Origin of the sequence: Desertimonas flava, assembly GCF_003426815.1 — a bacterium.
In the GTDB taxonomy this organism is placed as follows: domain Bacteria; phylum Actinomycetota; class Acidimicrobiia; order Acidimicrobiales; family Ilumatobacteraceae; genus Desertimonas; species Desertimonas flava.
In genome coordinates this window covers 356,668-374,096 of sequence record NZ_QKYK01000003.1, presented here as the reverse complement: position 1 = coordinate 374,096, position 17,429 = coordinate 356,668, and the positions used below count along the sequence as shown (strand labels likewise).

Genomic DNA, 17,429 nt, shown 5'->3' with positions numbered 1-17,429 from the left:
TGTGCGGTGACCGATCATATATTGCACCTATGACTGAAGCATCTCGACCTGCGACGAGCGGCCTGGTGGCCGCGCGCCAACTGCGGATCCGGCCCGGGCTGCGCGGCCCGGCCGAACCGACCCTCGGCACGTGGGTGAAGCTCCCCACGTTGGAGACCTTGGAGCTGATCGCCGATGCCGGCTTCGAATTCGTGGTCATCGACATGGAGCACAGCCCGCTCGGACTCGAGACGGTGTACCAGCTCGTCTTCGGCGCCCAGGCCCTGGGGATGGCCGCCCTGATCAGGGTCGCCGACCGGTCGGGCAGCCTCTACCAGCGGCTGCTGGACTCGGGGGCCGACGGGATCCTCGTGCCCCAGGTGTCCACGGTCGAAGAGGCCGAGGCGGCGGTTGCCGGGATGACGTTCGCCCCCGCCGGGCGGCGCGGGCTGGGCGTGACCGCCCGCGCCGGGCGGTGGGGGCTCGCCGGGCTCTCGGGATACCTGGCGACGGGGACCGACATCGTGAGGGGCGTGCAGATCGAGGACATCGGCGCGCTCCGCGACCACGAGCGCTTTCTCGAGGTCGACGGATTGGACGCCGTGTTCCTCGGGATGGGGGACCTCACCGTGTCGTCGGGGCGTTCGGCCGACGACCCAGAGATCAGCGAGTTGACCGACCGGCTGATCGCCGCGACCCGGGCGCGCGGCCTGCCGTGCGGGACGGCCGTGGGCGACGTGGCCGGGGCGGTGGCGGCTGCCGAGCGTGGCTTCTCGTTCGTGATGGTGAGCAACGACACGTCGATCTTCGCAGCGGCGGTGTCGGCGCTCGGGAGCGACGCGATCGCGCGACTGCACGGCTGATTCCCTGCAGATGTCCCGACTCGTCGATATGATATGAAGATCGACTCGGTCGGTCAGCGTCCGGGCTGTCTTGCAGGAGGAATGCGGTCATGAGTGCGTCCAAGGTCTCTCCAGCCCCGGCCAGCACGCGGCAGGCCTCGAAGACGGACTTCGCGTACGACCGGATCCTTGCCAGCATCCTCGACGGGACCTACGCGCCCGGGAGCCGCCTGGTGCTCGACCGGATCGCCCGCGATCTCGAGGTCAGCACCCTCCCGGTGAGGGAGGCCATCCGCCGGCTCGAAGCCGAGGGCTACGTCCACTTCCAGCAGAACGTCGGCGCGACCGTCATCGCGGTCGACGCCGAGTCGTACGTCCAGGCGATCGAGACGATGGCGGTGCTGGAGGGCGCGGCCACCGGCCAGGCCGCCTCGAGGCTGACCGCCAGCGACCTCCGGGAGGTCGAAGCGTACAACGAGGCGATGGCGCAGGCGCTCGACCGCCTCGACGGGCAGGGATATGCCGTCGCTCACGACGCGCTGCACGCGGTGCTCATCCAGCCGTGCCCCAACGCCCACCTCGTCGACGTGATCACCAAGGAGCGGGCCCGGCTGCGCCGGGTGCGCACGTCGATTCTCGGCTTCGGCGCCAGCGGTGGCCGCCAGGACATCGCCGATCACGTCCGGCTCGTCGAGATGATCTCGTCGGGAGCCTCCGAGGCCGACATCGAGGACTTCGCCCGAGCCCACCTCGAGCGCTCCGCGGCGTCCCTGCGCGCCGCCACCGGTTCGCACGACTGAGTCGCCGTCGGCGAGACGCCGGCCGCTTGAACGCCGTGCCAAGATCCTATACGATCCTGGCATGAGCAGGTTCGACCGATGAGCTTTCGCGCGGTGTTCTCGGGGCCGCCCGACACCGTCGAGGAGAGCGAGTTCCATCGCTGGTACGACGATCACCTCGACGAGATCCTGGCTCACGATGGCTTCCTCGAGGCGCGCCGGTACTCGATCGAGGCGGTGGAGGGGAGCGCGGCCCCGGCCAACTACCCCTTCGCCAGCTTCTATCGCATCGACGGGGACCCTGAGGCGACCAACATGGTCGTGCGCGGGGCGGTCAGCGCCGGCGAGATCGTCCATCCGTCGTGGTTCCCGCTGCCGAGGTCGTCGTGGGCGTTCTACCCCCTCGACGAGGACGAGCTCGATGCCCTGCCCGACTCGTTGATCATGGTCATGGCCGATTCGGGCGCCGTCGCGGACGAGGCGCTCGGCGGGTGGTACCGCCAACACGTCGGGGCCGGGCCGACGCCAGGGCGCGAGGTGCTCTACCGGATCGTCCCGTCCACCGTGGACGAGGCCGCACCGCCGTCCACCGCCACCATGGCGAGCCTGATCGTCGGTGACGCGCCGCCCGACGCCACCGGTGTGCCCGGTGACGTCGTGGTCCTCCGGGCCGTCGCACTCGGTCCCGGAAAGACCCCCTGAACGTCTGCCCGACGGGCTGACCCTCGTGCAGATCGAGTTCCTACCCACCGACGACGACCAGATTCCCGACGCGGTACGCGACCGGGTGCTCGCTGTCCTCGCCACGGCTCACGACGACGTGGTGACTCATCTCCCTGCGCTGTCACCGAGATATCTCGTGACCGTCCGCTACGACGAGCGCACGAACGTGCACACGGAGGAGATGGGGCGACTGGTCACGCCCTACTGGCTCGACTGGGTCGTCCACCCGCGCGGCGTGCGATCGCCATTGGAGATCGTCGACGAGCACCTGCGCGCGTCGTTCGTGCACGAGACCCATCACGCCGTGCGCGCCCAGTTGATCTCGGCGACGAAGCCCCACCCGGTCGGACCGGAGAACGCCGTCGAACGGTCACTGCTGGTGCCCGCCCGGACGCGGCGGATGGTGCAGATCGCCGTCGAGGAAGGCCTCGCCTCCCGTTTCGAGCACGACCTCTGTCCGGGGCGACCGCGGTTGCTTGCCGCTCCCGGCGAGCCGGTGGAGGAGTGGACCGACGAGCTGATCGCTCTCGGCGACGGCGACTACTTCGAGTGGTTCTTCGATCACCCGTCCGGCCGGCGTCACGTCGGCTACAAGGTCGGTGCCCACCTCGCGGACCGGGCGATCGAGCGCACCGGGCGCTCGGCCGCCGATCTCGTCGCCGTCGAGGTCGACGACCTCTGTCGCCTCGCCGGGTACTGACGCCGCCCACGGGTGCGGCGGCGGTCAGGGGGCGGCGGGCTGGAGCAACGGCGACTCGGGGTCCCGGTCGCGGAGGACCGCTTCGAGCACCCGGAGGCCTTCGTTGGCGGACGGGATGCCGCAGTAGAGCACGGCGTGGAGGCAGACCTCCCGCAGCTCACGCTCCGTCACGCCGTTGGCGAGGGCGCCGCGGATGTGGATGTTGAGCTCGTGGGGACGCCCCAACGCGACGAGCATGGCCACCGTGATGAGGCTGCGGTGCCGTCTCGAGAGTTCGTCGTCGCGTGTCCAGATGTCGCCGAAGCACCACCGGGTCACGATCTCCTGCATCTTGTCGGTGAGCTCGGTCGTCGACTCGGTCTGCTGCTCGGCGCCGGCACTGCCGAAGATCTCGCGGCGCACTCCGAGGCCGCGGTCGTACTCGTCATCACGGATCATCGATGGTTTCCCCTGTCTCGCTGGATGTCGCGTCGTGGGCGGCGGCGGTCACGTCGAGGCGTCAGCCGGCCGTCAGCTCGATGTCCCACCACGCCTGGTGGGCCTCAGAGTGGTCGCGCGCTCCGCCCAGCCTGCTCTCGGCGTCGCGCCACCTCGCGTGCATCAACTCGGCGGTCGGGGCGTCGACCTCGACACGCTCGGCGAGTGACGCGGCGATGGCGACGTCCTTGGCGAGCAGGCCGAGCCCGAAGCCCGTCGCGTATGCCCCGTTGACCACGTGGTGTTCGAGCACCACCTCGCTCTCGAAGCTTCTGCCCGTCGAGGCGTTGATGGTCTCGACCATCGTCTTCGACGCGAGTCCGAAGGCCCGACCGATGGCGAGCGCCTCGGCGGTGGCCGCGTAGTTGGCGGCGCCGACGAAGTTGTTCAGCGCCTTCATCGCGTGGCCGCTGGCCAGCCCTCCACACGCGAACCGCCGCGCCGGATCGCCCAGCACGTCGAGGAGCGGGACGGCCCGGGCGATCGCGTCGTCGTCGCCGCCCACCATGATCGACAACGTGCCGTCGGTCGCCCGGACCAGGCCGCCCGAGACGGGTGCGTCGACGACACCGATCGACCGGGCGGCGAGGGTCGCCGCCAGCTCGAGGGTGTCGGTCGGCGCCGACGAGCTCATGTCGACCACGAGCGATCCGGCGGCCATGGCGCCGGCGATGCCGCCCTCCCACTCGAGCAGCACGTGGCGAACGACGCTCCCGTCGGGGAGCATCGTGATCACCACGTCGGCGTCGGCGAAGTCGGCGGGTGACGATGCCCCGCGGCCGCCGTGGTCGTCGAGGAAGCGCTGTTGGACGCTGTCGTCGCTGTCACGCACGGTGAGGCGGACGCCGGCGGCGGCGAGGTTGTGGGCCATCGGCCAGCCCATGCGGCCGAGTCCGACGAAACCGACCCGCAGGTCGGCAGCCGCACGGGGAGCGCCGGAGTCGGGTGGGCGAGGGATACCGGCGTCAGGTTGGGAGGTCATGACGATGCGGCGGCGAGGTGACCGTCAGCCGTCGCCGGGCCGGCGGATCATGCACAGGTCGCCGGTGCCGCAGTGCTCGCGGACGTGACGCTCGATCGCCCGCGACCCCGCACCCGCCTCGATCAACGCGACGAGCTGTTCGTGCGCCTCCACGGTCGCGCCGGGGGCGCAGGCGACCTCGGACGCGCTGCGAGGCTCGAGCGATCTCGATTCGTCGCGCAACAGCGCCAGCAGGTGCTGGTTGGGACACTTCCGGCGGAACACAGCGTGGAACCGAGCGGCCGATTCCACAGCGCCCTCGTAGTCGTGGGCGCCCAGCTCGGCGGCCATCTGGTGGTTGACGGCGCGGACCTCGGCGATGTCGTCGGTGGTGAACAGCGGGGCGGCGAGGGCCGCGGCCGCGCCCTCGAGGATGGCCACGGCCTCCTGTACGTTGGCGGGGTCGGTCGTCAGTTCGAGGTGCCACGAGTGACGTCGCGTGCGGGACCCGCCACGGCTCGTCCGCCGCGTCACCTTCGAGATCCCTGGGGTCAGGCTCTGTTCCAATCCGGTGCTCCTCTCGCTGTCCGTGCCTGGGTCATCGATCACGCACCGGGGACGATGCGCACGCGACTGATCCAGTCGCCGTCGCAGCTGAAGTACCCCCAGAAGGTCGCGCCACCAATCTGACACGATCATTTCGCGATCCCGAAATTCAACGGACCACGACGGAATCGTAGGTAGCCCTCCAAATGAGCGTCAACAAACTATTTCTTTCGTGCGCGGCAGGAGACTCTTATGAACGGAAGAAAGGGTGCGTCTGCTACGAATGGGCCCGATGGCGTCCGCATCGTCCGCATCGTCCGCATCGTCCGCATCGTCGGGTCGGCCGGCCCCGCCGCCCTGGCCGGCGGCGCGCCTGACCCTCCTCGCCCCTGACCAACTCGACGCACCGGCGCGCCGGCTTCACGACGCCATCGCGGGCGGGTGCCGGGCCGGGGTCGGCACGGTGCCCATCGTCGACGACGCCGGCCGGCTGCTCGGCCCGTTCCGTGTGATGCTCGCTTCGCCGGAGGTCGGCGACGCCGTCCAGGCCCTCGGGGTGGCACTGCGGTTCGGCACCTCGCTCGACGCGCGTCGCCGCGAGCTGGTCGTGATGACCGTCGCCGGCGAGCTCGGCTCGGCCTTCGAATGGTGGGCCCACGAGCGCGCGGCGATCGCCGAGGGCATCGCCGACGACGTGCTCGACGACCTCCTCTCTGGTCGGCGACCGGCCGCGCTGGACGCGTTCGACCAGGAACTGGTCGCCCTGGCCCGGGTGCTCACACGTGAGCGCCGCCTCGACGATGCCCGGTTCCACGCCGCCCTCACCCTGCTGGGCGAGGAGGGGTTGGCCGAGCTCACGTGGCTGGTCGGCTACTACTCGATGCTCGCGCTGGCGCTCGAGGTCTTCGCGCCGGAGAACCCCCTCGTCGACGGCGTCAGCCGGTCGGATCGAGCTCGGCTCGCGCGCTGAGCGTGGCGATCGTGAACTCGGTGAAGCGCCGGGCACGCGCCGTCAACTGGGTGCCGACGGCGTGGGCGAGCACGATGTCGATGGTCGGCATCTGCTCGGCGATCGGCTTGGCGACCACCCGGCGGCCCTCGTACGTCCACTCGATCGGCGGTCGCTGGAGCAGCAGCGCGTAGCCGAGACCGCGACCCACGAGACTGCGCGCCAGCTCGAAGTTCTGGGTCGTGTGGCCGACCAGCGGCTCCACCCCGACGGCACTCACCATGCGTTGCCAGTTCTGCCGGCTCGGCGGGACGTCGAACAGGATCATCGGCTCGCTCGACAGGGACTCGAGCTGCACCTCGTCGTCGCCGGCGAAGCGATGGTCCGCCGGCAGCAGGACGTACGGCACGACCCGATCGACCACGACGTGGTCGAGGTCGGCGCCGAGTTGGTGGTCGTAGAGGAAGGCGACCTCGATCGCCCCCTCCCGAAGCGCTTGCTGCAGTTCAGGCTGGGGGTTCTCGGTGAACTCCAGCGTGACGCCTGGACACACCTGCTCGAACCCGGTCAACAAGGCCGGGATCAGGAGCGGGGCGAGCGTCGCGTAGCACCCGACGGCGAGCCGGCCGGTGAGCCCACCGCCCTCGAGGTCGGCCTGCTCCTGGAGTCCCTCGGCCTGCGAGAGGAGCGCCTTGGCGTCGGTGAGCAGGCGATCTCCGGCGGGGGTGAGCGTTGCGCCCTTCGCCCGGTTGCGGACGAGCAGCTTGACGCCGAGGCTGCGCTCGAGTTGGGAGATGGCGAGCGACAGGCCGGGCTGCGACACGTGGCAGAGCGCTGCCGCGCCGCTCATCGTCCCGGTCTCGGCGACCGCGACGAAATACTGCAGCTGACGCAGCGTGTAGTGGATCTCGCTCACGAGTCGATCACGGTAGTCCGGGCGCGACCAGAACCTGATCCTCCGACGATTGACGCGTATTGGACGCGTCACATTTGGTCATCAAATGTTTATCCACTGGATTTCATTGTTGATGCATCGACGACCTGCTCTTACCATCACGCCGAAGGTAGGTGGAGGAAGTGACGGGAGAGGGCTCAATGGGGACGGCGCACGGCGACTTCGCCGACTCGATCTCGCTCACCGACCTCTACGCCGATCCGTACCCGATCTACCGGACGTTGCGGGAGATCGCGCCGGTCGCCTGGGTTCCCGTTGCGGGCCGATACCTCGTGACTCGTCATCAGGACATCACCGCCCTCGAGAAGCAGCCGGAGATCTTCAGCGCGGCCGAGGACGGATCCCTCATGACCAGGGTGATGGGGCACACGCTGCTCCGCAAGGACGGCGACGCCCATCGCCGTGAGCGCGCGGCGGCCGAGCCCCCGTTACGTCCCCGGATCGTCGAGGCCCACTGGCGACCGAAGTTCGAAGCGAACGCCAACGAGTTGATCGACTCGTTCGTCGATCGCGGTGAGGCCGACCTGTTCGACGAGTTCTGCGGACCGCTGGCTGCCCGCAACCTGGCGATGGTGCTCGGACTGGACGGCGTCTCCGACATCGACATGCAGCGCTGGTCGCAGGCGATGATGGACGGGGGCGGCAACTATGCCGACGATCCGGAGGTGTGGGAACGGGCGCGGCGGGCCGGCGACGAGATCGACGCCGCCGTCGCCGACACTGTCGCCCGGGTCTCCCGAACGCCCGACGAATCGGTGATCTCGGCGATGATCCACGCTCCTGATCCCCTCGACATCGAGCAGATCCGGGCCAACGTCAAGGTCTTCATCGGCGGCGGCCTCAACGAGCCACGCGACTCGATGTCCGTGGCGATCTGGGCGGTGTTGACGAACCCGGCGACACGCGACGCGGTCGTGTCGGATCCGTCGCTGTGGCGATCGGTGTTCGAGGAGGCCATCCGCTGGGTCGCCCCGATCGGGATGTACCCCCGGCAGGTCGCGCAACGGGTGGAGCTGGGCGGGGTCACGCTGGAGCCCGGCTCGAAGCTCGGCATCTGCGTCGGCTCGGCGAACCGGGACGAGTCCGTGTTCGAGCGTCCGGACGAGTTCGACATCTTCCGACCGTCCCGGCCGCACGTCGCCTTCGGCGGCGGCCCTCACTTCTGCCTCGGAACATGGGTGGCCCGGGCGCAGGTCGCGCAGGTCGCCCTGCCCACCCTCTTCCACCGGATCGCGGACCTCGCCGTGTCCCCCCACGGCGAGGTCCGCCTCGGTGGCTGGGTCTTCCGCGGTCTCCTGACGCTGCCGGTCGTCTGGACGCCGAGCTGACCACGATGCCGTCCGTTCGCTACGTCCAACCCGACCAGACGGTCGTCACCGTCGAGGTGGCTGCCGGCACCAGCGTCATGATGGGTGGGGTCACCAACGGCGTCGACGGCATCGTGGCCGAGTGCGGCGGCTCGCTCATGTGCGCCACGTGTCACGTGTACTTCGCCGACGAGGCGCTGGTGGGTCTCGTTCCGATGTCGGAGTCCGAGGACGAACTGCTCGACTGCACGGCCGAGCCGCGTCGATCCACGAGCCGGCTCAGCTGTCAGGTCCCGGTCACCGCCGCGCTCGACGGGGCCACGGTCGTCGTCCCGTCGCGGCAGACGTGAGGTCGCGGTGATCCCGGCACCGGCGTTCGATCTCGGCGAACCGGGCACGTTCGAGTTCACGGCGCGACGCGCGTTCGACGGCCGGCGGCTCAACCGCTTCGCACTCGGCCTGCGCGATCCAGAGGCGCGGGCGGCGTTCCTCGCCGACGACGCGGCCGCGATGCGTGCCGCCTCGTTGACCGACCACGAATGCGACCTCGTCCGGGAGCGGGACTGGACCGGGTTGCTGCGGGCGGGCGGCCACCTGCAGGCGATCCTCAAGCTGGCGGCCACGGTGGGCGAGGACCTGTGGGACGTCGGTGCCCACACGGTCGGCTGCAGCCGCGACGAGTTGCGCGCCGCCTGCCCGCGTTGGGTCGACGGTCTCCCCGACGGGCAGCGCTGATGGCGACGGTCGTCGGAGGTCTCGGCATCTCGCACACCCCGTCGATGGGTGTCGAGCACGACGCCTACCGCCGCACGGGGGAGTTCACGCCACGCTGGCAACCCTGGTTCGACGGGACGCGTCGGCTCCGCGAGCTGCTCGCCGGGCTGTCCGCCGACCATCTCGTCGTCGTCTACAACGACCACCTCAACCACTTCGACCTCGACAACCTCCCGACGATCGCGATCGGCATCGGTGACACGTTCCCCCAGGCCGACGAGGGGTGGGGGCGGCGGCCGCTGCCCGACCTCGACGGTGACCCGGAGTGGGGGATCCACCTTGCCGAATCCCTCGTGGCGAGCGAGTTCGACCTGACCATCTGCCACGATCTCCACGTCGACCACGGCATCTACTCGTGGCTGCCGTATGTGATGGACGTGCCGTGGCCGACGCCGATCACGCCGATCGCCGTCAACATGGTCCGCGCTCCGCTGCCGACCGCCAACCGCATCCGCCAGCTCGGAGTCGCCATCCGGTCGGCCGTCGAGTCGGCCTCTCGCGCCGAGCGGGTCGTGGTCGTGGCGACCGGTGGCATGTCGCACCAGATCAGCGGCGGCCGCTTCGGCATCGCCAACGAGGGCCTCGACCGATGGTTCCTCGATCGACTCCCCGACGGATTGGAGGACCTGATGAAGATCCCCGTCACCGAGTACATGCGCGTCGGTGGGACCGAAGCCGCCGAGCTGTCTCTGTGGTTCGCGATGCGCGCCGCGCTGTCGGCCTCGGCGACGGCGGCGTACCGGTTCCAGACGTTCCCGTTCATCACCGGCTGTGGTGCGCTCTTGATGGTGGAGCCGTGATCGTGGCGGGCGACCGATGAAGCTTGGCACCGTCGAGCGCGGGGGCGTGCCGCGTCTGGCGATCTCGAAAGGCGATGCGGTGGCCGTCATCGACGACGACGACCTCACCGTGGCCGCGGCGATCGCCGACTGGACCGGGCTGCGACCGGTGATCGAGGCGCGTGCGGAGACGGCGCCGACGTACCCGCCGGAGGAGCTCGACTGGTTGCCTCCGATCCCGCGGCCGGGGAAGATCGTGTGCCTGGCGCTGAACAACAGCGCGAACAAGGACCGCATCATGAGCGGGCCCGAGCATCCGGCGACGTTCATCAAGCCGGCCACTGCGCTCCTCGGGCACCGCCGCACGATCGAGCTGAGGACCGCGTACGGGCGCGTCCATCCCGAACCCGAGCTGGCGGTGGTGATCGGCTCCGCTGGTCGCCAGATCGCGGCGACGGCGGCCGGCGAGCACGTCTTCGGCTACACGATCGTCAACGACCTCACGGCGCCGGCGATGCGTGGCGAGGACACGTTCCACTATCGGGCGATCCACCCGGGAGCGTCGCCGGACGAGGTGCGATACGTCGACACCTGGGTGAGCTACCCCGGTCGGTACAAGGGGACGGACGGCTTCTGCCCGATCGGGCCCTGGATCGTCACGCGCGACGAGATCGCCGACCCGCACGCCCTGACGATCAGCTGCCGCCACCGGGGGCATACGGTGACCGAGGACTCGACGGCGAACCTGCGCAACAAGGTTCCCGAGGTTGTGGCGTTCATCTCCGAGTACATGACGCTGGAGCCGGGAGACATCATCGCCATGGGCACCGCGCTGAAGGCGTCGGCCGGCGGCGGCCGGGCCGTCCAGAACATCGACCTCACGGCCACGGGCGGCCCGATCGAGGTGTCGATCGAAGGCATCGGCACGCTGACCAGCGAGGTCGCCACGATCGACGCCGGGTCACCGCCGTTGGCCAACGGGCGAGCAGCGGGATGAGCGCCTGCCTGCGGTGCACCGTCGAAGCGCATCACGCCGCGTTCGCCTGGTCGCTCGACCACGGCGATGTCGCCGGGCTGATGACGCTGTTCGGCGACGATGCCGAGTACGACAACGGCCGGGTCGTCCTCCGCGGCGCGGCCGAGCTGTCGGCCTGGTTCACGGCCAGGGCCACGGCGGTGCGCACGACCCGCCACGTCTGGAGCTCGCTGCGACTCGGTGACCATCTCGGCGACGGGGTCGTCACGGCGACCAGCGTGTGGACGTGCTACGCGGCCAACGGTCCGGCACCACACTGCACGGTCGGCGTGTCGTTGGTGGCCGACTTCGACGATCGGTTCGAGATCGGGCCCACCGGCGGCCTGCTGCTGCAACGGCGCCGCATCTCGGGCGTGTTCAGCGATCCGGCGCTGGCTCCGCCGGCGGTCCCGACGTGATGGCGGTACCCGGAGACCGAGCCGTGCCCGTCGGCCAGGGCGCGCTCTGGTGCGAGCGTTCCGGTCCGACGGCGCCCGACCTCGATCCGGTCGTGCTGATCCACGGCTTCTCGCTGGATCGTTCGATGTGGGCGCCCCAGATCGCCACGCTGGCCGAGCGGCATCCGACGATCGCCTACGACCTGCGCGGGTTCGGGCGTTCGACCCCGCCGCACCCCGGCTTCGACCACGCCGACGACCTGCTCGCGCTGCTCGACGCCCTCGATGTACGGCGCGCTCACGTCGTCGGCCTCTCGCTCGGCGCCAACGTCGCGCTGGCCGCGGCCGCCCGGGCGCCCGGCCGCGTGCGCTCGCTCGTGCTGGCGTCGCCGGGCCTCCCCGGCTTGCAGTGGCGGGGTGAACGCCCTCCCGACGCCGCGGCCGCCGTCGCCCGGGCCGAGGGCATCGAGGCGGCACGACTCTTCTGGCTCCATCATCCGCTGTTCGCGCCGGCGCGAGCGTCATCCGAGGTCCGCGGCGCCCTCGAGCGGATGGTCGGCGCGTTCGCCGGGCTGCAATGGGGTGACGGCCCCGCCAGCCGACCGCTGCCCGATCTCGTCGACGCGATCGCGTCGATCGAGACACCGGCCCTCGTGGTGTCGGGAACGCTGGACATCGACGGATACCGCGAGATCGCCCATCTCCTCGCCGCACGCCTGCCCGGCGCGTCGCTCGTCGAGATCCCTGGTGCCGGGCACCTCGTGTCGATGGAGCGGCCGGACGCGTTCAACGAGGCGGTGCTGGGCCACGTCGGCGGCGCCGCAGCAGCACGTGTCGATGGCGGTTGAGCGGACGGTCATCGTCGGGTCGGGGCACGCCGGCGTGGAGGTGGCGGCGTCGTTGCGGGACGGCGGCTACGAGGGCGAGATCCATCTCGTCGGCGAGGAGGTCGAGCTGCCCTACCAGCGCCCTCCGTTGTCCAAGCATCCGCAGCGAGCGGGTGACGCGACGATGCTCCCGTTGCGTCCGGCATCGTTCTACACCAGCAGGGCCGTGCACCGTGCGAGTGGCGAACGGGTCCTCCGGATCGACCGTCCCCATCGCCGCGTGCTCCTCGCCTCCGGTGGGCACCTGGACTACGAGCGGCTGGTGCTCGCCCTCGGGTCGAGCGCGCGCCGGCCGGCCGTTCCCGGAGCCGACGGTGCCCGCGTCCACGAGCTGCGTTCGTACTCCGACGCGTGCCGGCTCTGGCACGCGCTCGCCTCGGCACGTTCGCTGGCGGTCGTCGGCGGGGGCTTCCTCGGCCTGGAGTTCGCCGCCGCGGCACGCGCCCGGGGCGTCGCCGTCACGGTGATCGAGGTCGCCCCACGACTGCTGGCCAGCGCGGTGTCGGCGCCCGTGGCCGCGGTACTCGAGCGTGCCCATGTGCAGTCCGGTACCGATCTCGTCCTCGACGACTCGGTGAGTGAGATCGTCCGGCGCCGTGACACCCTCGTCGGCGTGACGACGGCGGCGGGCCGGCGGGTGCCCGCCGATCTCGTGCTCGTGGCCGTCGGGGCACAGCCGCGAACCGACCTCGCCGCGTCGGCGGGCTTGGCCGTCGACGACGGGATCCTCGTCGACCCCTCGATGCGCACGTCCGACCCGTCGATCTTCGCCGTCGGAGATTGTGCCCGGGTGCGGCACGCCGACGGTCGATCGCATCGCATCGAGTCGGTGGCGAGCGCGGTCGCCACCGCGAGGACCGCGGCCCGCTCGATCACGGGGGACGATCGGGTGAGGTCGTCGCCGCTGTGGTTCTGGAGCGAGCAGGGGGCCTCGATGTTGCAGATCGCCGGGATCGCCGGGCGTGAGGACGACGTGGTCGCTCACGTCGACACACCGGGGCAGATCACGGCCCTCCGCTTCCGGGGCGACGACCTCGTGTGCGTCGAGACCGTCAATCGTCCCCGGGACCACGTGCGGGCCCGCCGTCTCCTCGGCGACCGCGGGTCGGTTTCCGTCGACCGCAAAATGGTATACGATCTTCTCACCCGTCGGCCCGAACGCGCCGGTCTCGACGGATCCCGGGGATCTCGATGAAACGGAGTCTGTGATGGATGTTCGACCGCAGTTGTACGTCGGAGGCGAGTGGCTGACGTCGGGTTCCGGCGGGGAGTTCAAGACCACCGATCCGGCGACCGGCGAGGTGCTGGGAGTGGTGCCCGAAGCGGGGAGGGCCGAGGTCGACACGGCGGTCGAGGCGGCGAGAGCGGCCCTCGACGATCCGGCGTGGCGCGACATGCCGCCGAGCGATCGGGCCAAGCTGCTGTGGCGCATCGCCGAGCTGATCGACGAGTACGCCGACGAGCTCGCCGAGATGGAGACGCGGGACCAGGGGCAACTCATCGGCGTGGCGCGCGGGATCAACGTTCCCGGCACGGCCGAGCAATTCCGCTACTTCGCCGGGTGGGTCACCAAGATCGAGGGGACGACGGCGCCGCTGTCGATCCCGGGCACGTTCCACTACACGCTCCGCGAGCCGGTCGGCGTGTGCGCCCTGATCACGCCCTGGAACTTCCCGTTGATGATCGCCGCCTTCAAGCTCGCCCCGGCCCTCGCCTGCGGGAACTCGGTCATCATCAAGCCCGCCGAACAGACACCGCTCACCACCTATCGACTGGCGCAGATCTGTGAGCAGGCGGGCGTCCCCGCCGGTGTCGTCAACTTCCTGACCGGCGGACCCGAGGTCGGCCGGATGCTCACGAACCATCCGGGTGTCGACAAGGTGTCGTTCACCGGGTCGACCTCGGTCGGGCGGGAGATCATCGCCGCCAGTGCCGGCAACCTCAAGCGCGTGACGCTCGAGCTCGGCGGCAAGGCGCCGAGCATCGTCACGTACGACGCCGACATCGACGCCGCCGTGGGCGGCAATCTCGTCGGTTCGTTCTTCAACAGCGGCCAGGTCTGCGCCGCCTACAGCCGCCTGTACGTCGATCGGCGGCGCGTCGACGAGTTCGTGACCAAGGTGTCGGCCGGGGTGGGGGAGATGCGGCTCGGACCCGGCATCGAGCCGGAGAGCACGCTCGGTCCGGTCGTCTCCGAGCACGAGCTCCAGCGGATCGACGGTCTCGTGCGCAACGCCGTGACCGACGGCGCCGAGGTCGTGACCGGTGGCGGCCGGGCAGGCGGTGCCCTGTCGGGCGGCAACTTCTTCGAGCCGACCGTGTTGACGAACGTGACCCACGGGATGGAGATCGCCACGAAGGAGATCTTCGGGCCGGTGATGCCGGTGATCGCGTACGACGATCCCGAGGAGCTGGCGTCGCACGCCAACGACACCGAGTACGGCCTGGCCGCCTCGGTCTGGACCAAGGATCTCGCCACCGCTCACCGGATGGCGGCCCAGATCAAGGCCGGCTCCGTGTACGTGAACCTGCCGCCGATCCTCGACCCGGCCGCCGCCTGGGGTGGGTACAAGGCCAGCGGCTGGGGCAAGGAGATGGGGCACTACGCCATCGACGCCTACACGCAGGTGAAGGCGGTGTGGGTCGGGGTGTAGTCGGTGCGACCGGGCATCGGCGCTCCCTGTCCGATCAGTGACAGATCGTATATGATAATCACGACACGCTGGCGCACAGGGCGCCGCGGGATCCGGACCGAGGAACGAACAGGGTGAGCACATCGCAGGCCGCACTCGACGGCATCAGGGTCATCGAGATCGCCGACGAGCGTGCCGAATACGCCGGGTTGCTGCTGGCCGGCCTGGGCGCGGACGTCATCAAGGTCGAGCCGCCGCAGGGCAATCCCACGCGCCGGATCGGCCCGTTCTACGCCGACGAACCGGGCCCCGAACGGTCGCTGCACTTCTGGCACTACAACCGGGGCAAGCGCTCCGTGGTGTGCGACCTCGACGATCCCGCGGGTATCGCCGTCCTGGACGACCTGCTGGCCGGCGCCGACGTGCTCTTGGACGCCACCGATCGCGGCCACCTCGACGCCCGCGGGTTCGGCCGCGACACCCTCGGGCGGAGGCATCCCCAGCTCGTCGTCGCCCGGGTGACCCCGTTCGGCGACGACGGCCCGTGGGCCGACTTCAGGGGGTCCGATCTCGTCCACCTCGCGCTCGGTGGGGTCACCATGAACTGCGGCTACGACCCCCGTCCCGACGGGACATACGACCTCCCGCCGATCGCTCCGCAGATGTGGCACGCCTACCACATCGCCGGCGAACAGGTCGTCATGGGGGTGCTCGCCGCCCTCTTCCACCGAGGGCGAACCGGACAGGGTCAGGCGCTCTCGTGCGCCGTCCACGAGGCGGTGGCCAAGAACACCGAGCTCGACCTCATGAACTGGGTGATGCGCCGGCTGCCGCTGTTGCGCCAGACGTGCCGGCACGCCAACGAGACGGTCTCGACCTCGCCGACGATCCAGCAGACCAAGGACGGCCGCTGGATCCTGACGATGCTCATGGGCGGCCGCGACCGGGCGGCGCTCGCCGGGTTCGTCGAGCGACACGGCATGTCATCACCGCTGACGGTCGAGGAGGACACGACCGAATCGGCGCGCCAGATCCCGGGCAGCGGCGGCCTCGACGCCGAGGTGGCCGCGCGCCTGATGGACGTCGTCGCCCGGTTGGTGCGCAAGTTCACCTACGCCGAGTTCCCGTGGAACGAGGCGCAGGACGCGGGAGTGTTCTGCTCGCCGCTCCGGCGGCCCGAGGAGAACGTCACCGATCCCCACTGGATGGCGCGCCAGACGTTCGCCGAGGTGGAGCACCCCGAGCTCGGGCGGTCCTTCACGTACGTCACGAGCAAGTGGCTGTCGACGGCGACGTCCTGGCGGATCGGTCGCCGGGCTCCCTTGCTCGGCGAGGACACGGACGCCGTGCTCGCCTCACGATCGGATGCCGTCCGTCAACGGCCGACGCCGACCGACGTCTCAGCCGCGTCGTCGGGCCCCCGCCGCTCCCGGTACGGGCGCCCGTTCGCGCTCGACGGCATCCGCATCCTCGACTTCTCGTGGTTCCTCGCGTCGGCGGGAGGCACGCGCTTCCTGTCCGCGTTCGGCGCCGAGTGCATCAAGGTGGAGTGGGCCGCGCACCCCGACACCCGCATGGGTGCGATGGCGCCGGTCGGCGGCCGCCGTGCTCGCGAGGTCGCCACCGCCCCGCTGCCGGGGGTGGACGACGCCGACATGGGCGGTCAGTTCAACAACAAGAACGCCGGCAAGCTCGGCATCTCGCTCAACGTCCGTCACCCCGAAGGTCTGGCGATCGCTCGCCGTCTGGTGGCCATGTCCGACGTCGTCGCCGAGGGGTTCTCGCCCGGAGTGATGGATCGGTGGGGGCTGGGCTACGAGGCGCTCAAGGAGATCAAGCCCGACATCATCTACGCCCAGCAGTCGGGCATGGGGGCCCACGGGACGTACGGCCGCTTGCGCGCCGTCGGCCCGATCGCGGCCGCCTTCTCGGGCGTCTCGGAGATGTCGGGACTCCCGAGTCCGGCGATGCCGGCCGGATGGGGCTACTCGTACCTCGACTGGATCGGCGCCTACAGCTTCGCGACCGCGATCCTGTCCGCGTTGGTGCACCGCCAGCGCACGGGCGAGGGCCAGTGGATCGACGCGTCTCAGACCGAGAGCGGCATCTTCACGAGCGGCACGTCGATCCTCGACTGGACCGCCAACGGGCGGGCGTCGCAGCGGACCGGCAACCGCTCGCCGAACAAGCCGGCCGCGCCGCACGGGATCTACCGCTGTGCCGGCACCGACGAGTGGATCGCCATCGCATGCGGCGACGACGACCAATGGGAAGCGCTCGCCTCCGTCGCCGATCGGCCGGAGTGGTTGGCCGACGACCGGTTCTCCACGCTCGCCGCCCGAGTCGAGGCCCAAGACGTCCTCGACGCCCTCGTCACCGCATGGACCGAACAGCACGAGCGCTACGACCTGATGGAACGCCTGCAGCGCGCCGGCGTCCCCGCCGGTGTGTGCCAGACCGCGGCCGATCGGTGTGAGTCGGACCCGCAGCTCGCCCACCTCGAGTGGCTGACGGAGGTGACGGGAACGAAGATCGGCCGGTGGCCGGTCGCCGCCGTCCCGGTGAAGCTCGAGACCACGCCGGCCGACATCGGCGGCGTCCCCGACCGCGGCGCGCCGATCTACGGCGAAGACAACGAGTTCGTGTACGGCGAGCTGCTCGGCTTCTCCAAGCGGGAGATCGCCCGGCTCGCCGAGGAGCACGTCATCTGACCAGCGGGCGTTCC

Annotated in this window: 19 protein-coding genes; 15 read left to right on the top strand and 4 right to left on the bottom strand. The window is 70.3% G+C overall.

The features are described 5' to 3' along the window. The first annotated feature begins 29 nt into the window (after nucleotides 1–29). From DN771_RS06630 to DN771_RS06615, 4 genes are all read left to right on the top strand, one after another. Entirely contained in the window at nucleotides 30–842 is an 813-nt protein-coding gene (locus DN771_RS06630; RefSeq protein ID WP_116996551.1) for an HpcH/HpaI aldolase family protein, read from the top strand. A gap of 89 nt (nucleotides 843–931) precedes the next feature. Continuing rightward, complete coding sequence (locus tag DN771_RS06625; protein ID WP_116996550.1) at nucleotides 932–1,621, top strand: GntR family transcriptional regulator; 690 nt, start codon at nucleotides 932–934, stop codon at nucleotides 1,619–1,621. Nucleotides 1,622–1,699: 78 nt separating this feature from the next. Beyond that, nucleotides 1,700–2,302, top strand: a complete 603-nt coding sequence (locus DN771_RS06620; RefSeq protein ID WP_116996549.1) for a hypothetical protein — start codon at nucleotides 1,700–1,702, stop codon at nucleotides 2,300–2,302. Nucleotides 2,303–2,327: 25 nt separating this feature from the next. Beyond that, nucleotides 2,328–3,023 (top strand): DUF2268 domain-containing putative Zn-dependent protease, encoded by a 696-nt coding sequence (locus DN771_RS06615; protein WP_116996548.1) that lies wholly within the window; start codon nucleotides 2,328–2,330, stop codon nucleotides 3,021–3,023. Between the two features lie 24 nt (nucleotides 3,024–3,047). On the opposite strand, the gene DN771_RS06610 is transcribed toward DN771_RS06615, so the two are convergent. The 3 genes from DN771_RS06610 to DN771_RS06600 form a co-directional block, all read right to left on the bottom strand. Then, complete coding sequence (locus tag DN771_RS06610) at nucleotides 3,048–3,461, bottom strand: carboxymuconolactone decarboxylase family protein (protein WP_116996547.1); 414 nt, start codon at nucleotides 3,459–3,461, stop codon at nucleotides 3,048–3,050. A 61-nt stretch (nucleotides 3,462–3,522) separates the two neighbouring features. Further along, on the bottom strand, nucleotides 3,523–4,482 hold the full coding sequence (locus DN771_RS06605) for an NAD(P)-dependent oxidoreductase (protein WP_116996546.1): 960 nt from the start codon (nucleotides 4,480–4,482) through the stop codon (nucleotides 3,523–3,525). Between the two features lie 24 nt (nucleotides 4,483–4,506). Continuing rightward, nucleotides 4,507–4,995, bottom strand: a complete 489-nt coding sequence (locus DN771_RS06600) for an FCD domain-containing protein (protein WP_205528445.1) — start codon at nucleotides 4,993–4,995, stop codon at nucleotides 4,507–4,509. 304 nt (nucleotides 4,996–5,299) lie between these two features. On the opposite strand from DN771_RS06600, the gene DN771_RS06595 reads away from it, so the two are divergent. Further along, nucleotides 5,300–5,977 carry a carboxymuconolactone decarboxylase family protein gene (locus tag DN771_RS06595; RefSeq protein WP_162941634.1) on the top strand — a complete coding sequence of 226 codons (678 nt, stop codon included), beginning with the start codon at nucleotides 5,300–5,302 and terminating at the stop codon, nucleotides 5,975–5,977. Here the strand turns inward: DN771_RS06595 and DN771_RS06590 are convergent. Then, the gene (locus DN771_RS06590) at nucleotides 5,943–6,872 is read right to left on the bottom strand and encodes a LysR family transcriptional regulator (RefSeq protein WP_116996543.1); all 930 of its coding nucleotides are present in this window, start codon (nucleotides 6,870–6,872) and stop codon (nucleotides 5,943–5,945) included. The genes DN771_RS06595 and DN771_RS06590 overlap by 35 nt on opposite strands. A gap of 179 nt (nucleotides 6,873–7,051) precedes the next feature. Between DN771_RS06590 and DN771_RS06585 the strand changes: the two genes are divergently transcribed. The 10 genes from DN771_RS06585 (at nucleotide 7,052) to DN771_RS06540 (ending at nucleotide 17,415) form a co-directional block, all read left to right on the top strand. Further along, nucleotides 7,052–8,239, top strand: a complete 1,188-nt coding sequence (locus tag DN771_RS06585) for a cytochrome P450 (RefSeq protein WP_116996542.1) — start codon at nucleotides 7,052–7,054, stop codon at nucleotides 8,237–8,239. A 5-nt stretch (nucleotides 8,240–8,244) separates the two neighbouring features. After that, entirely contained in the window at nucleotides 8,245–8,568 is a 324-nt protein-coding gene (locus DN771_RS06580; protein WP_116996541.1) for a 2Fe-2S iron-sulfur cluster-binding protein, read from the top strand. Between the two features lie 7 nt (nucleotides 8,569–8,575). After that, nucleotides 8,576–8,953, top strand: coding sequence for a hypothetical protein (locus tag DN771_RS06575; RefSeq protein WP_116996540.1), 378 nt, complete (start codon nucleotides 8,576–8,578; stop codon nucleotides 8,951–8,953). Next, entirely contained in the window at nucleotides 8,953–9,792 is an 840-nt protein-coding gene (locus DN771_RS06570; protein WP_116996539.1) for a DODA-type extradiol aromatic ring-opening family dioxygenase, read from the top strand. The genes DN771_RS06575 and DN771_RS06570 overlap by 1 nt, the downstream gene beginning before the upstream one ends. A gap of 16 nt (nucleotides 9,793–9,808) precedes the next feature. After that, nucleotides 9,809–10,768, top strand: a complete 960-nt coding sequence (locus tag DN771_RS06565) for a fumarylacetoacetate hydrolase family protein (RefSeq protein WP_116996538.1) — start codon at nucleotides 9,809–9,811, stop codon at nucleotides 10,766–10,768. Continuing rightward, on the top strand, nucleotides 10,765–11,205 hold the full coding sequence (locus DN771_RS06560) for a nuclear transport factor 2 family protein (RefSeq protein WP_116996537.1): 441 nt from the start codon (nucleotides 10,765–10,767) through the stop codon (nucleotides 11,203–11,205). Before DN771_RS06565 ends, DN771_RS06560 begins: the two co-directional genes overlap by 4 nt. 23 nt (nucleotides 11,206–11,228) lie before the next feature. After that, nucleotides 11,229–12,032, top strand: a complete 804-nt coding sequence (locus tag DN771_RS06555; RefSeq protein WP_162941633.1) for an alpha/beta fold hydrolase — start codon at nucleotides 11,229–11,231, stop codon at nucleotides 12,030–12,032. Beyond that, entirely contained in the window at nucleotides 12,022–13,266 is a 1,245-nt protein-coding gene (locus tag DN771_RS06550; protein ID WP_116996535.1) for an NAD(P)/FAD-dependent oxidoreductase, read from the top strand. Before DN771_RS06555 ends, DN771_RS06550 begins: the two co-directional genes overlap by 11 nt. Nucleotides 13,267–13,279: 13 nt before the next feature. After that, nucleotides 13,280–14,725, top strand: coding sequence for an aldehyde dehydrogenase family protein (locus DN771_RS06545; RefSeq protein WP_116996534.1), 1,446 nt, complete (start codon nucleotides 13,280–13,282; stop codon nucleotides 14,723–14,725). 113 nt (nucleotides 14,726–14,838) lie between these two features. Further along, nucleotides 14,839–17,415, top strand: a complete 2,577-nt coding sequence (locus tag DN771_RS06540; RefSeq protein ID WP_162941632.1) for a CaiB/BaiF CoA-transferase family protein — start codon at nucleotides 14,839–14,841, stop codon at nucleotides 17,413–17,415. Nucleotides 17,416–17,429 lie beyond the last annotated feature (14 nt).

What these genes read in the sequence shown, in the direction of transcription:
- DN771_RS06550 (WP_116996535.1), top strand. Translation starts at nt 12,022, where the DNA reads ATGGCGGTTGAGCGGACGGTCATCGTCGGGTCGGGGCACGCCGGCGTG.
- DN771_RS06625 (WP_116996550.1), top strand. Translation starts at nt 932, where the DNA reads ATGAGTGCGTCCAAGGTCTCTCCAGCCCCGGCCAGCACGCGGCAGGCC.
- DN771_RS06545 (WP_116996534.1), top strand. Translation starts at nt 13,280, where the DNA reads ATGGATGTTCGACCGCAGTTGTACGTCGGAGGCGAGTGGCTGACGTCG.
- DN771_RS06620 (WP_116996549.1), top strand. Translation starts at nt 1,700, where the DNA reads ATGAGCTTTCGCGCGGTGTTCTCGGGGCCGCCCGACACCGTCGAGGAG.
- DN771_RS06570 (WP_116996539.1), top strand. Translation starts at nt 8,953, where the DNA reads ATGGCGACGGTCGTCGGAGGTCTCGGCATCTCGCACACCCCGTCGATG.
- DN771_RS06580 (WP_116996541.1), top strand. Translation starts at nt 8,245, where the DNA reads ATGCCGTCCGTTCGCTACGTCCAACCCGACCAGACGGTCGTCACCGTC.
- DN771_RS06595 (WP_162941634.1), top strand. Translation starts at nt 5,300, where the DNA reads ATGGCGTCCGCATCGTCCGCATCGTCCGCATCGTCCGCATCGTCGGGT.
- DN771_RS06565 (WP_116996538.1), top strand. Translation starts at nt 9,809, where the DNA reads ATGAAGCTTGGCACCGTCGAGCGCGGGGGCGTGCCGCGTCTGGCGATC.
- DN771_RS06630 (WP_116996551.1), top strand. Translation starts at nt 30, where the DNA reads ATGACTGAAGCATCTCGACCTGCGACGAGCGGCCTGGTGGCCGCGCGC.
- DN771_RS06605 (WP_116996546.1), bottom strand. Translation starts at nt 4,482, where the DNA reads ATGACCTCCCAACCTGACGCCGGTATCCCTCGCCCACCCGACTCCGGC.
- DN771_RS06610 (WP_116996547.1), bottom strand. Translation starts at nt 3,461, where the DNA reads ATGATCCGTGATGACGAGTACGACCGCGGCCTCGGAGTGCGCCGCGAG.
- DN771_RS06585 (WP_116996542.1), top strand. Translation starts at nt 7,052, where the DNA reads ATGGGGACGGCGCACGGCGACTTCGCCGACTCGATCTCGCTCACCGAC.
- DN771_RS06560 (WP_116996537.1), top strand. Translation starts at nt 10,765, where the DNA reads ATGAGCGCCTGCCTGCGGTGCACCGTCGAAGCGCATCACGCCGCGTTC.